At 62.4% G+C, this 14,280-nt stretch carries 8 protein-coding genes and 3 rRNA genes; 2 read left to right on the plus strand and 9 right to left on the minus strand.

The genetic code is table 11. The features are described 5' to 3' along the window. Positions 1–39: 39 nt before the first annotated feature. The 8 genes from rrf to BLR91_RS17185 all read right to left on the minus strand — a co-directional run bounded on the left by rrf (position 40) and on the right by BLR91_RS17185 (position 10,814). A 5S ribosomal RNA gene (gene rrf, locus BLR91_RS17150) occupies positions 40–156 on the minus strand. 134 nt (positions 157–290) lie between these two features. Beyond that, positions 291–3,404, minus strand: a 23S ribosomal RNA gene (locus BLR91_RS17155). Positions 3,405–3,818: 414 nt separating this feature from the next. Continuing rightward, positions 3,819–5,342, minus strand: a 16S ribosomal RNA gene (locus BLR91_RS17160). The 16S, 23S and 5S rRNA genes sit together here, the layout of an rRNA operon. A 695-nt stretch (positions 5,343–6,037) precedes the next feature. Further along, positions 6,038–7,111: a c-type cytochrome biogenesis protein CcsB gene (gene ccsB, locus BLR91_RS17165; protein WP_172823229.1), complete on the minus strand. Its 1,074-nt coding sequence runs from the start codon at positions 7,109–7,111 to the stop codon at positions 6,038–6,040. 9 nt (positions 7,112–7,120) lie between these two features. Continuing rightward, complete coding sequence (gene resB, locus BLR91_RS17170; RefSeq protein WP_089879718.1) at positions 7,121–8,749, minus strand: cytochrome c biogenesis protein ResB; 1,629 nt, start codon at positions 8,747–8,749, stop codon at positions 7,121–7,123. After that, on the minus strand, positions 8,733–9,473 hold the full coding sequence (locus tag BLR91_RS17175; RefSeq protein ID WP_020076057.1) for a cytochrome c biogenesis CcdA family protein: 741 nt from the start codon (positions 9,471–9,473) through the stop codon (positions 8,733–8,735). The genes resB and BLR91_RS17175 overlap by 17 nt, the downstream gene beginning before the upstream one ends. A 1-nt stretch (position 9,474) precedes the next feature. Beyond that, complete coding sequence (locus BLR91_RS17180) at positions 9,475–10,092, minus strand: TlpA disulfide reductase family protein (protein ID WP_020076058.1); 618 nt, start codon at positions 10,090–10,092, stop codon at positions 9,475–9,477. Then, the gene (locus tag BLR91_RS17185; protein ID WP_089879715.1) at positions 10,089–10,814 is read right to left on the minus strand and encodes a histidine phosphatase family protein; all 726 of its coding nucleotides are present in this window, start codon (positions 10,812–10,814) and stop codon (positions 10,089–10,091) included. The genes BLR91_RS17180 and BLR91_RS17185 overlap by 4 nt, the downstream gene beginning before the upstream one ends. A 152-nt stretch (positions 10,815–10,966) precedes the next feature. Here BLR91_RS17185 and BLR91_RS17190 point away from each other — a divergent pair, with 152 nt between their 5' ends. Then, positions 10,967–11,725 carry a JAB domain-containing protein gene (locus tag BLR91_RS17190; protein WP_051087265.1) on the plus strand — a complete coding sequence of 253 codons (759 nt, stop codon included), beginning with the start codon at positions 10,967–10,969 and terminating at the stop codon, positions 11,723–11,725. Here BLR91_RS17190 and aspS read toward each other — a convergent pair. Then, the gene (gene aspS, locus BLR91_RS17195) at positions 11,655–12,983 is read right to left on the minus strand and encodes an aspartate--tRNA(Asn) ligase (RefSeq protein WP_197674301.1); all 1,329 of its coding nucleotides are present in this window, start codon (positions 12,981–12,983) and stop codon (positions 11,655–11,657) included. The two genes, BLR91_RS17190 and aspS, sit on opposite strands and share 71 nt — an antisense overlap. 73 nt (positions 12,984–13,056) lie before the next feature. On the opposite strand from aspS, the gene BLR91_RS17200 reads away from it, so the two are divergent. Then, the gene (locus BLR91_RS17200) at positions 13,057–14,241 is read left to right on the plus strand and encodes an acetyl-CoA C-acetyltransferase (RefSeq protein WP_089879709.1); all 1,185 of its coding nucleotides are present in this window, start codon (positions 13,057–13,059) and stop codon (positions 14,239–14,241) included. The last annotated feature ends 39 nt before the right edge of the window (positions 14,242–14,280 follow it).

Below are 14,280 nucleotides of genomic sequence, written 5' to 3' on the forward strand. Positions count from 1 at the left end.
AAATGGCCACCCATCACTGGGTGGCCATCTCACAAAGAAGTCCGGCGGTGTCCTACTCTCCCACAGGGTCCCCCCTGCAGTACCATCGGCGCAGAGAGTCTTAGCTTCCGGGTTCGGAATGTAACCGGGCGTTTCCCTCTCGCTATGGCCGCCGAAACACTATTGATGTATCAAAGTGAACGATCAAGCTTTAGCTTGAACCAGTTCTCGACCGTACATCGAGAACCACATAGTGGACGCGAACAATCTTGGCCCCTCATAGCTGCCTTACAACGTTTATGAGAGTGGTGATTATCAAGTTATCGGCTTATTAGTACCGGTCAGCTCCATGGGTCTTTAGTCCCCACTTCCACATCCGGCCTATCAACCCAGTAGTCTAGCTGGGAGCCTCTCGCCCGAAGGCATGGAAATCTCATCTTGAGGCCGGCTTCCCGCTTAGATGCTTTCAGCGGTTATCCATCCCGAACGTAGCTAACCAGCGGTGCTCTTGGCAGAACAACTGGCACACCAGAGGTTCGTCCAACCCGGTCCTCTCGTACTAGGGTCAGATCCTCTCAAATTTCCTACGCGCGCAGCGGATAGGGACCGAACTGTCTCACGACGTTCTAAACCCAGCTCGCGTACCGCTTTAATGGGCGAACAGCCCAACCCTTGGGACCTACTCCAGCCCCAGGATGCGACGAGCCGACATCGAGGTGCCAAACCATGCCGTCGATATGGACTCTTGGGCAAGATCAGCCTGTTATCCCCGAGGTACCTTTTATCCGTTGAGCGACAGCGCTTCCACAAGCCACTGCCGGATCACTAGTCCCGACTTTCGTCCCTGCTCGACTTGTCAGTCTCACAGTCAAGCTCCCTTGTGCACTTACACTCGACACCTGATTGCCAACCAGGTTGAGGGAACCTTTGGGCGCCTCCGTTACTTTTTGGGAGGCAACCGCCCCAGTTAAACTACCCACCAGGCACTGTCCCTGAACCGGATTACGGTTCTAAGTTAGATATCCAGAGTGACCAGAGTGGTATTTCAACATTGACTCCACCGACACTGGCGTGCCGGCTTCAAAGTCTCCCACCTATCCTACACAAGCCACACCGAACACCAATACCAAGCTGTAGTAAAGGTCACGGGGTCTTTCCGTCCTGCTGCGCGTAACGAGCATCTTTACTCGTAGTGCAATTTCGCCGAGTTCGCGGTTGAGACAGCTGGGAAGTCGTTACGCCATTCGTGCAGGTCGGAACTTACCCGACAAGGAATTTCGCTACCTTAGGATGGTTATAGTTACCACCGCCGTTTACTGGGGCTTAAATTCTGAGCTTCGCCGAAGCTAACCCTTCCTCTTAACCTTCCAGCACCGGGCAGGCGTCAGTCCGTATACATCGTCTTGCGACTTGGCACGGACCTGTGTTTTTAGTAAACAGTCGCTTCCCACTGGTCTCTGCGGCCTTCAAACGCTCCAGGAGTAAATCCCTTCACGCCTCAGGCCCCCCTTCTCCCGAAGTTACGGGGGCATTTTGCCGAGTTCCTTAACCACGATTCTCTCGATCTCCTTGGTATTCTCTACCTGACCACCTGAGTCGGTTTGGGGTACGGGCGGCTGGAACCTCGCGTCGATGCTTTTCTTGGCAGCATAGGATCACCCATTTCGTCAATGAAGACTACGCATCGTGCCTGGGCCTATATGAGAGACGGATTTGCCTATCCCTCGGCTTACACACTTACACCGGGACAACCATCGCCCGGCTGGGCTACCTTCCTGCGTCACACCTGTTAATACGCTAGCCGCACCAGCATGGGGTCGAGCGTTAGGCCCGGACCTTCACCCCGAAGGGATCCGTGTCCAGGATTAGGACTCTTAGCACCACTGGATTAGCTTGGGCGGTTCTTCGCCGGTACGGGAATATCAACCCGTTGTCCATCGACTACGCCTGTCGGCCTCGCCTTAGGTCCCGACTTACCCAGGGCGGATTAGCCTGGCCCTGGAACCCTTGGTCTTTCGGAGGACGGGTTTCTCACCCGTCTTTCGCTACTCATGCCTGCATTCTCACTCGTGTGGCGTCCACGGCTGGTTTACACCGCCGCTTCACTCGCCACACGACGCTCTCCTACCCATCAACACGGCTGGACCACGAAGGCCTACCAATAATGTCAATGCCACAACTTCGGTGGCGTGCTTGAGCCCCGTTACATTGTCGGCGCGGAATCACTTGACCAGTGAGCTATTACGCACTCTTTCAAGGGTGGCTGCTTCTAAGCCAACCTCCTGGTTGTCTGTGCAACTCCACATCCTTTCCCACTTAGCACGCGCTTAGGGACCTTAGTTGGTGGTCTGGGTTGTTTCCCTCTCGACGATGAAGCTTATCCCCCACCGTCTCACTGCTGCGCTCTCACTTACCGGCATTCGGAGTTTGGCTGACGTCAGTAACCTTTTGGGGCCCATCGGCCATCCAGTAGCTCTACCTCCGGCAAGAAACACGCAACGCTGCACCTAAATGCATTTCGGAGAGAACCAGCTATCACGAAGTTTGATTGGCCTTTCACCCCTATCCACAGCTCATCCCCTCAGTTTTCAACCTAAGTGGGTTCGGTCCTCCACGACGTCTTACCGTCGCTTCAACCTGGCCATGGATAGATCACTTCGCTTCGGGTCTAGGACATGCGACTGAATCGCCCTATTCAGACTCGCTTTCGCTACGGCTACCCCTCACGGGTTAACCTCGCCACATATCGCTAACTCGCAGGCTCATTCTTCAAAAGGCACGCTGTCACCCCTACAAGGAGGCTCCAACGGTTTGTAAGCAAACGGTTTCAGGTACTATTTCACTCCCCTCCCGGGGTACTTTTCACCTTTCCCTCACGGTACTTGTCCGCTATCGGTCATCTGGGAGTATTTAGGCTTATCAGGTGGTCCTGACAGATTCACACGGGATTTCTCGGGCCCCGTGCTACTTGGGATACTCTTCGCGCCATTGGACCATTTCGGCTACGGGGTTGGCACCCTCTATGACTGGCCTTTCAATACCATTCGCCTATGATCCTTTGTAACGCTTGCAGTTCGGCAGAAGCTGCTGAAAAGTCCCGCAACCCCGACCATGCAACGCCTGCCGGCTATCACACATGATCGGTTTAGCCTCTTCCGGGTTCGCTCGCCACTACTAACGGAATCGCTTTTGCTTTCTCTTCCTGTGGGTACTGAGATGTTTCACTTCCCCACGTTCCCTCTACCCGCCCTATATATTCAGGCGGGAGTCACTGGGTCACCCAAAGGGCCCAGCGGGGTTTCCCCATTCGGAAATCCTCGGATCAAAGTTCGCTTATCAACTCCCCGAGGCTTATCGCAGATTGCTACGTCCTTCTTCGGCTCCAGATGCCAAGGCATCCACCGTTTGCTCTTAGAAACTTGAAATCACATGAGTTTTAGAATCGATCGACTCATCCGAAGATGAGCAGATTGACCAATGATCTAATAAATCAGATCATCTTTGTGATCCGAACCCGAAGGTTCGAATCTAAGATGCTCGCGTCCACTGTGTAGTTCTCAAAGTACGGGCGGTACCTTCTCCGCCGGCCGAGTTATGACCGACAAGAAAAGGTCCAGAGGATTCGGTTCTCATCTTTTCCGATGAGGTCCGGTCCCTCAGGACCCAACAGCGTGCATGTGCGAAGCTTCGCAGTCCGAACCGTTCCTATCCCGAAGGATGTACTGAGTTCGAGCCGATCGGCTCCGCACCAATGTCAATGTTCCACCCATGAGCTAACCGGCTGAGACGTTCGCTCAGATCCGGCGCCTGGACACCCGAGGGTGCCAGTTGCTCCTTAGAAAGGAGGTGATCCAGCCGCACCTTCCGGTACGGCTACCTTGTTACGACTTAGTCCTAATCACCGATCCCACCTTCGACGGCTCCCTCCACAAGGGTTGGGCCACCGGCTTCGGGTGTTACCGACTTTCATGACTTGACGGGCGGTGTGTACAAGGCCCGGGAACGTATTCACCGCAGCGTTGCTGATCTGCGATTACTAGCGACTCCGACTTCATGAGGTCGAGTTGCAGACCTCAATCCGAACTGAGACCGGCTTTTTGGGATTCGCTCCACCTTACGGTATTGCAGCCCTTTGTACCGGCCATTGTAGCATGCGTGAAGCCCAAGACATAAGGGGCATGATGATTTGACGTCATCCCCACCTTCCTCCGAGTTGACCCCGGCAGTCTCCTATGAGTTCCCACCATTACGTGCTGGCAACATAGAACGAGGGTTGCGCTCGTTGCGGGACTTAACCCAACATCTCACGACACGAGCTGACGACAACCATGCACCACCTGTTTACGAGTGTCCAAAGAGTTGACCATTTCTGGCCCGTTCTCGTATATGTCAAGCCTTGGTAAGGTTCTTCGCGTTGCATCGAATTAATCCGCATGCTCCGCCGCTTGTGCGGGCCCCCGTCAATTCCTTTGAGTTTTAGCCTTGCGGCCGTACTCCCCAGGCGGGGCGCTTAATGCGTTAGCTGCGACACGGAAACCGTGGAATGGTCCCCACATCTAGCGCCCAACGTTTACGGCGTGGACTACCAGGGTATCTAATCCTGTTCGCTCCCCACGCTTTCGCTCCTCAGCGTCAGTTACGGCCCAGAGAACTGCCTTCGCCATCGGTGTTCCTCCTGATATCTGCGCATTCCACCGCTACACCAGGAATTCCATTCTCCCCTACCGCACTCTAGTCTGCCCGTACCCACTGCAGGCCCGAGGTTGAGCCTCGGGTTTTCACAGCAGACGCGACAGACCGCCTACGAGCTCTTTACGCCCAATAATTCCGGACAACGCTCGCACCCTACGTATTACCGCGGCTGCTGGCACGTAGTTAGCCGGTGCTTTTTCTGCAGGTACCGTCACTTTCGCTTCTTCCCTACTAAAAGAGGTTTACAACCCGAAGGCCGTCATCCCTCACGCGGCGTTGCTGCATCAGGCTTGCGCCCATTGTGCAATATTCCCCACTGCTGCCTCCCGTAGGAGTCTGGGCCGTGTCTCAGTCCCAGTGTGGCCGGTCACCCTCTCAGGCCGGCTACCCGTCGTAGGCTTGGTGGGCCGTTACCTCACCAACTACCTGATAGGCCGCGAGTCCATCCTTGACCGAAATTCTTTCCACGTACAGGAGATGCCTCCGTACGTCATATCCGGTATTAGCTTCCGTTTCCGGAGGTTATCCCAGAGTCAAGGGCAGGTTACTCACGTGTTACTCACCCGTTCGCCACTAATTCCCCAGAGCAAGCTCCGGGTTCATCGTTCGACTTGCATGTGTTAAGCACGCCGCCAGCGTTCGTCCTGAGCCAGGATCAAACTCTCCGTAAAATGTTTAGCTCCACGATCGCAAGCGACCGGGAAACATAGTGCAGGCTTGGACAGGAAATATGTCCGCGCACTGCGAGTTTGTCTTGACTAGTTTCGAATATCTACTGACATTCTGTTTCTAATCCAAAGGAATCTCGCATCGACCACTAGACTAGGTCTAGACAGTCAATGCCGAGGTTGTTTGGCATTTGACATTGTGCACGCTGTTGAGTTCTCAAGGATCGGACGCTCTCGCCTTCCAGCCTGTCGGCTTTCTCTGCGAGGCAACTTCTCTACCTTACCACTCTCAGTCAGTTTGTCAAGTCGGCGTTTCGTGTTCCTCGTTGGCCCGATATGTGGTGGGCACAACCGATCACACGATCCGAACCGTTAGACCTGCTCAGTGAGTGGGTGTTAATCCTAAGCGCAGCAACCGAACTAATTCAAGTTCAGGTTTGCCGCTAGGCTAAGGATTTGGTCCCGCTTGAGGCCGGGGAGCTCTTCCGCTCTCCCGCACCTTTGGGGTGACAAGTAAGTACTTTACGCAGGCCTCCGTAGAGGTGCAAATTCCGCCCGCAGCCCGGGCGTGTCGCGCTTGACATCCCCGGAATTCCGCGGATCTGCCCGGCCGCGTCTCTATCAAGGCCCGAAACGGGAGAACCCCCTCGAAGCCGAAGCTCCGAGGGGGTTCTGTCCGTGCGGCGGGATCTTCGGGCTCACAGCCCCGAGTACGCGTGCAGTCCGTGGAAGAACACGTTCACGATCCCGAAGTTGAAGAGCACGGCCGCGAAGCCGATGATCGCGAGCCATGCGGACCGCGAGCCGCGCCATCCACGAGTTGCGCGCGCGTGGATGTAGCCGGCGTAAATCACCCAGATGATGAACGTCCACACTTCCTTGGTGTCCCAACCCCAGTACCGACCCCACGCCTTCTCGGCCCAGATGGCACCGGCGATGAGCGTGAAGGTCCAGGCGATGAAGCCGACGATGTTGATCCGGTACGCCAGGTTCTCGAGAGCGACCGAGCTCGGAAGAGTGGCCAGGAAGCGGAACTGCTGCGGGCGCGACTCGGCGACTTGCCGTTCCCGGCGGTACTGCAGCAGCTGCAACCCCGACAGCGCGAACCCGAGCGCGAAGAACGCCGTACCCAAGACGGCCACGATGATGTGGATGACGAGCCAGTACGACTGGAGCGCCGGCTGCAACGGGACGACGGGTACGTAGTACCGCAGCAATGCGATCCCCTGCAGCACCAGCACCAACCCGAGCACGAACGTTCCGACGTACTTGATCTGCCACTTGAGGTTGGCCACCAGGAACACTCCGATGATGACGAGTGTCCCCGTCATCGAGAACTCCCACATGTTGGCCCACGGCACGCGAGCGGCGGCGATGCCTCTCAGCACGACCGCGACCAGGTGGAACGCGAAGCCGATGATCGTGAGCGCGAACGCCCACCTCATCGAGACCGAGTTCGCCGACCCGTTCACCAGGTCGTCCTCGACCCGGCTGCTGATCCGCGACGACAGACGGCCGAGAGCGGAGGACGGCTCCGGCGGCGCATCGCTCGCTCCGCCGCCGCCACCGATCACGGTCGTCGTGGGGGCCCCCACCGGGGCGGCCACCTCAGCTCGGCGCGCCACCGCGCTCGGAACAACGGCGGCCTCGACCGCTGTCGCTCGTGCCCCACGGCGCGCGAGATCGAGCGCGAAGGCAATGAACGCCGCCGCGTAGAGTCCCATCGCCGCGTACAAGAACACGGTCGACAGCTGAGCGAGTGTCTCGATCACAATGCAAGCCTAAGTCTTCGGGGAGCCGGCCAGGGCTCGGGAGTGCTGATCGGCGACCGCGGTCACGGCTGCCAGGAGGTTGGGGTCCTCGCCGCGGGCGAGCCCGGCGTACTCGAGCGTCAGGGAACCGTCCGGGTTCTCCACCGCCTTCACCCAGAGCCGACGCCGGGGTACGAACAGCGACGTGAGCAGCCCGGCGAGGATGAGGATCGCGAACACCAGCACCCAGATCTGGGCCGGATCGTGGTGCACCTCCAGGGTCGCGAACCGCTTGACGCCGTCGAGGGAGATCGTGCCGAGCCCGTTCGGCAGCTCCACCGTCTGTCCCGGCTTCAGCTGTAGGGCCTTCGTCTTGGTCGGCGGGCCGGCGAGCTGCTCGAGAGTGTCGGTGTTGAGGCTGTAGACGGACTGCGGGACGCCGTCGTCGACGCCGAGATCGCCCGCGTAGACGTTCAGGCTCAAGACGGGATCGTTCAGACCGGGGAACTTCGACGCCAACGCGCCTCCGCCGGTCGAACTCTCCGTGACGGTCGGGTAGAAGAACCCGATCATCCCCACCTGCTGCTTCAAGCCGTCCGGCACCTTCACGAAACCGAGCGACGTCAGGTTGGGGTCCGCCTGCGGGATGAACGGGACCGAGTCGTTGAACACCACCTTGCCCGCCGGGTCCTTCACCGTGATCGTCGGTGCGTATCCGTTGCCCAGGAGGTATACGTTCGTCCCGCCGATCGCGAGCGGCTCGTTCACCTTGATCGTGGTGTCGGAGGACGCATCCCCGGGTCCGGTCGTCTTCACATGCGCGGTGTAGTCGAGCGGCGTGCCGATCGCATCCCGGTTCTTGGTCTCGTACGCCACATCCAGCTTGTCGACGGCGATCGAGAACGGGACCAGCGACGCGTCGTTGAAGAACCGGCCCGGGTTGAACGAGTTGTACGACGGCAGGCTGTTCACGAAGCTCTGTCCCTCGACCACGATCTTCTGGCCGGTGTAGCCGAAGCCGCCGCCCACGCCGATCGCCAGCAGAACACCGAGCAGGGCGATGTGGAAGACCAGGTTGCCGGTCTCGCGCAGATAGCCGCGCTCCGCCGAGACCGACGTCGACCGCGCGTCCTGATACAGGGCGACCCGGTAGCGATTCGCCTTCAGCACATCGCGTGCGGTGAGGACCGGATCCGGCGCATCCGGACGGAGCGCCGCAGGCAGGATGCGCGCCTGGAAGCCGGACATACGTGTCAGGCGCACCGGCGTCCGCGGCGGCTTCGCGCGCATCGCCTCGAAGTGGTGGCGCGTGCGCGGGATGATGCAGCCGATCAGGGAGGCGAACAGCAGCAGGTAGATCGCCGAGAACCACACGGACGTGTAGACGTCGAAGAACTGCAGCTTGTCGAGCACGGGAGCGAGAGACGGGTTCTCGCTGAAGTACTTGGTGACGCCGTTGGGGTCGGAGCTCCGCTGCGGGACGAGGGACCCGGGCACGGCCGCGATCGCCAGCAGGAGCAGCAGGAACAACGCCGTGCGCATGCTGGTGAGCTGCCGCCAGAACCAACGGATCCACCCGATCGGTCCCAGCTTCGGCTGGACGACCTCCGAGTCCTCCCGCTGGGGAGGCGCGTCGATGTGATCAGAGGGCCGGCTCAAAACCTTGGATCACCGCCAAGAACTGGGACATGAGCTCGCTCCAGAGACCGGTGACCATCAGGACCCCGATGGCCACGAGCAGGACGCCGCCGATGATGTTGATGACACGGATGTGCCGCTTGATGAACGCGACGGATCCCGCCACCCAGTCGAAGCCGAGGGCCACGAGGAGGAACGGGATGCCGAGGCCGATGCAGTAGAACAGCCCGAGCAGAGCGCCTCGCCACGGCGAACCGCTTCCGACGCTCAATGCGCTGATGGCGGCGAGCGTCGGTCCGATGCACGGCGTCCATCCCAGTCCGAAAACGATTCCGAGAAGCGGGGCGCCGATCAGCCCGGTCGCCGGACGCCACGACGGCTTGATGGTCCGCTGCAGGAAGGAGAACTGGCCGATGAACACCAGCCCCATGACGATGACGAGGGCTCCAAGCACGCGGACGACCACATCCTGCCAGCGCACCAGCCAGTAACCGAGCGCACCGAACGCCGCTCCGTAGGCGACGAACACGATGGCGAACCCCAGGACGAACAGCGCAACACCGGTCAGCACGCGGGACCGGTCGCGCTTCGCTCCTGGATCGCTCATCCCGCCGACATAGGCCAGATATCCCGGGACCAACGGGAGGACGCACGGGGACGCGAACGAGACCAGCCCCGCGAGGAGGGCGATCGGCAGCGCCAGCAGAAGCTGACCGCTGAAGACGATCTGACCGACGTCGCCCACGTCAGTTCTCGGCCACGGCGTCGGAGATGAGCGAGTCGAGGATGCTCTTGTCGGGGATCGCTCCGAGGATGCGCGCGGCGACGCGACCCTTCTTGTCGACGACCAGCGTCGTCGGCGTGGCCTTCGGCGGGACGGTCTTGCTGAACGCGAGGAGGACGGAGCCGGTGTCGCGGTCGAGCACGGACGGGTACGTGACGCCCTTCTCCTTCTCGAAGCTCTCCGCGGTCTGCGCCGAGTCGTACAGGTTGACGCCGAGGAAGCCGACGCCCTGCGCCTTGTACTTGTTGCTCAGCGATTCGAGATCGGGGGCCTCGACCCGGCACGGCGGGCAGCCGGCGTACCAGAAGTTCACGACGAGGACCTTGCCCGCGTAGTCGGCCGAGGACACCGTGCTGCCGTCCTGCAGTTTGCCCGTGAAGGAGACCGCGTCACCGCGGTTGCCGGCAGCGAACTCGCTGACCGTGCCATCCCCCGCGATGTAGTTCTGGCCGTTGCCGGAGCGGTACTGGTTCGCGAGGCTGTCGTTAGCTGTGCAGCCGGAGAGCGCGAGCGCGGTCGCCGCAGCGAGGGCGGCGGCGGGCAGCAGGACGCGCGAGCGGAGACGGGACACGGTGCTCACACCGCCCCCACATCGGTGGCGGCGGCCTGGAGGCTTGCGGCGGGTTCGACGTAGCCGACCTCGACGAGACGCTGCGCTTCGGGGGTCCGGCCCGGGTGGATGGGGTTCTCGGTCGTGGTTTCGGCGCCGGCTGCGGATGTCGCGGTCGTGCTCGGCGACTCGGCGGTCACCCGTTCGAACGTCGTGATGCTCGACAAGGCGCAGCGGCGCTTGCGCGGATCGTGCGGGTAGCGCTCGCCGGCGACGGAGAGGTGAGCGACCCAGATCGGCAGCTGGTGGCTGACCAGGACGACGTCGCCCGACTCGACCGAATCGAAGGCGTCGTGAATGGCGGCGAGCATCCGACGCTCGATGCTCGTGTAGGCCTCGCCCCAGCTCGGGCGAAGCGGGTTGACGAGATAGGGCCAGTACTTGGGGTTGCGGACCGCGCGCTTCATGCGCGTTCCCTCGAAGCGGTTGGTCGGCTCGATGATCCGCTCGTCGATGATCGGATCGAGGCCGAAGGCTGCAGCCACGGGAGCCGCGGACTCCCGGGTGCGCTGGAGCGGCGAGACGCGGAGTGCGCTGATCGGACGGGACCGCTCGCGCAGGTCGTCGGCCGCGGCCTGGGCCATGCGGTGGCCGAGTTTGGAGAGGCCGAATCCCGGCAGCCTGCCGTACAGGATGCCGTCGGGATTGAACACCTCGCCATGACGGACGAGGTGAACCTGGCTCGCTACCACCGCTCCAGTCTACGGAGGGGGTTCCCTTGAATTCACTGAGCGCCCGCGGGGCTCGCGTGACAGGAACCGTCCACAGGCTGAGAGGACTCGCACTTCTCCACAGATTCCCGGCGTCGCGTCCGGTTCGCGGGCCGTCTTCGTAGCGTCGACTCATGGCCGACGAAGAAGAGGAAGTGGCTCTTGCGAACATCCCGAACCACGACCGCCCCCGTGAGCGGATGCGGCGACTGGGCGTCGGGTCCCTCACCGACGACGAGGTGCTCGCCCTGGTGCTGGGGTCCGGACAGACAGGACGCAGCGTTCTGGCGCTTGCTCGATCCGTGCTCCGCAGGACCGGCGGATTCCCGGGACTGGCGACGATGGACTTCGCCCGGCTCGAACGCTTGCCGGGTGTCGGCCCGGCTACGGCCGGCCGGCTTGTCGCGATCATCGAGATCTGGCGCCGGGCCGGAGCGTCATCTGCCTGGACCAGGCTCACCGACCACAAGGCGGTCGCCGACGTCGTCCGCCCCGAACTCCTCCACCGCGACTCGGAGCGCTTCGTGGTGGTCGTCGCCGATCGTGCGTCGCGTCCGCTCGAGCTGGTGCTCCTACAGGACGGCGGTGTGGATGAGACCAGTGTCCAACCTGCGGACGTGCTTCAGGCGGTCCTCACGCGCGGCGGTCGATCATTCGCGGTCGCGCACAACCATCCGTCCGGCGTGCTCGACGCCTCCGTCGCAGACCTCATGCTCACCCGGCGACTCGACCAATCCGCCGCGACGCTCGGCCTTCGTTTCCTGGGCCACGTCCTGGTGGCGGGCGACAGCTGGACGGCTCTGCCCACCGCCGGCTCCGGCGCTACGGCGTCAGGCGGGTCGGCCCACGGAAGAGGTAGGTCGTCTCGCGCAGGTTCGAGAGGTGCAGCATGAGCATCAGCACGCGTGCCAGGCCCATCCCGAAACCGCCGTGCGGCGGGATGCCGTACCGGAAGAACGCCAGGACGTCCTCGAGCTCCTCGACCGAGAGGCCCTTCTCGACGGCCTGCTTCTCGAGGATGTCGACGCGGTGCTCGCGCTGAGCTCCGGTCGAGATCTCGACGCCGTTGAAGATCAGGTCGTAGCTGCGCGTGATCGACGGGTCCTCCGGATGACGCATGTGATAGTACGGGCGGATGCTCGCGGCGTAGTCCGTCAGGAAGACGAACTCGTGTCCGTAGGTCTCCTTGACGTACGAGGAGATCTGGCGCTCGCCCTCCGGGTCCATGTCGTCGTCCTCGCGCTGCACCTCGTAGCCGCGCTCGGCGACGATGCGCTTCGCCTCAGCGAGCGGGATGCGCGGGAACGGCGTCGACGGGACGGTGACCTCGACGCCGAAGAGACGCTCGATCTCCTCACCATGCTTCTCCTTGACGGCGGTGAAACCGGCGACCAGGAGGTCTTCGTGCACCTTCATGACGTCTTCGTGGCTGTCGATCCAGCTGATCTCCGTGTCGACGCTCGTGAACTCGGTGGCGTGCCGGCTGGTGAAGCTGGGGTCGGCGCGGAACGCCGGCCCGATCTCGAAGACGCGTCCGAATCCGGCCGCCTGTGCCATCTGCTTGAAGATCTGAGGGCTCTGAGCCAGATAAGCCGTGGTCTCGAAGTACGGCAGCTCGAACAGCTCGGCGCGCGACTCGGAAGCCGAGGCCATCAGCTTGGGGGTGTGGATCTCGACGAATCCGTTCTCCACCCAGTACTGGCGGAGTGCGTGCTCGAACGTGGTCTGCACGCGGAAGATGAGGTTGTGGCGCGGGTCGCGCAGATCGAGGAAACGCCAGTCCATGCGCTTGTCGATGCCGCTATCGGCGGCGATCGGCGTCTCAGGGATGGCGGCCGTCTCCACCTCGAGGGAGGTCAGCTTGATCTCGATACCGCCGAGCTTGACGCGCTCGTCGTGCTTCAGCTCCCCGGTGGCTCGAACGAAGCTGCCCTGCGAGAGGCCGGAGATGGTGGTGGCAGGCTCGTCCGCGATCACCGCGCCGTCGTCGCCGACGGTCCGCGGGTTGACCAGCTGGACGGCTCCCGACTCGTCGCGCAGAACGACGAACTGCACCTTCTTCTGGTCGCGGACGGTCTCGACCCATCCGGCGACGCTCACGGGGCCGTCGGGAAGAGCGGCCAGGTCCTTGATCAAAACGCGTGCAGTCACGAGCCCCAAGCCTACCGGTGCGCCCGTCGTGCGCGGTGTGACAATGGGAGGACAAGGCACGAAGGAGTAGCCCATGAGTACCGACGACGTCGTCATCCTGTCCGCCGCCCGCACCCCGTTGGGGAAGATCAAGGGCGCGCTCGCCTCGCTGACCGCGGTGCAGTTGGGAACGATCGCCGTGAAGCAAGCCCTCGAGCGGTCGGGGATCGGAGCCGAGGCAGTCGACACGGTGCTCTTCGGCCAGGTGCTGCAGGCCGGCGCCGGACAGAACCCCGCGCGCCAGACGGCAATCGGTGCGGGGATCGGCTGGGACGTGCCGGCTACGACGATCAACAAGGTGTGCCTGTCGGGCCTCGCCGCCGTGATCGACGCCGCACGACTGATCCGCACCGGGGAGGCGACGGTGGTCGTGGCCGGAGGGCAGGAGTCGATGACGAACGCGCCTCACATCCTGCCCGGCTCACGGCTGGGCTGGAACTACGGGTCCATTCAGGCGCTCGACTCGGCCGCGCACGACGGGCTCACGGATGCCTTCGACGGTATCTCGATGGGCGCCTCGACAGAGAGCTACACGGAGAAGCTCGGGCTGACGAGGGAGGCGCAGGACGACTTCGCAGCGCGATCGCATCAACGGGCGGGAGCGGCAGCCGACGCCGGAGTGTTCGACGACGAGATCGCGCCCGTCACCATCCCGCAGCGCAAGGGCGAGCCGCTCGTCGTGCGAACGGACGAGGGCGTCCGGCCGGATTCGACGACCGAGACGCTCTCGCGGCTGCGACCGAGCTTCGCGGAGGGCGGGACCCTTACCGCCGGCAACTCCTCCCCTCTCAGCGACGGTGCCGCGGCGCTGGTGCTGACCAGCCGCGAGAACGCCGAGCGCCTCGGCCTTCCGTGGCTGGCGCTGGTCGGGGCGAGCGGGCAGGTCGCCGGCCCGGACAACTCGCTGCACTCGCAGCCGTCCCGCGCGATCGACGCCGCCCTCAAGCGGGCGAACTGGGACGTGTCGGAGCTCGACCTGGTCGAGATCAACGAAGCGTTTGCGGCCGTGGCGCTGCAGTCGATGGCCGACCTGGGGCTCGATCCGGAGAAAGTGAACCTGCACGGCGGCGCGATCGCGCTCGGACACCCGATCGGTGCGTCCGGCGCCCGGCTCGCCGGTCACGCGGCGCACGAGTTGGCTCGGCGTGGTTCCGGGCGAGCTGCGGTCGCTCTGTGCGGCGGTGGTGGGCAGGGAGACGCGCTGCTGCTCTATCGCTGATCGGACGCTGCCGGAGACTGTTTGCACCCGGAGTGCCGG

The sequence above is a fragment of the Leifsonia sp. 466MF genome (genome assembly GCF_900100265.1).
In the GTDB taxonomy this organism is placed as follows: domain Bacteria; phylum Actinomycetota; class Actinomycetes; order Actinomycetales; family Microbacteriaceae; genus Leifsonia.

Bases quoted from the DNA above. Each gene is read 5' to 3' on its own strand.
- BLR91_RS17190 (WP_051087265.1), top strand. From the start codon at position 10,967: ATGGCCGACGAAGAAGAGGAAGTGGCTCTTGCGAACATCCCGAACCAC.
- BLR91_RS17200 (WP_089879709.1), top strand. From the start codon at position 13,057: ATGAGTACCGACGACGTCGTCATCCTGTCCGCCGCCCGCACCCCGTTG.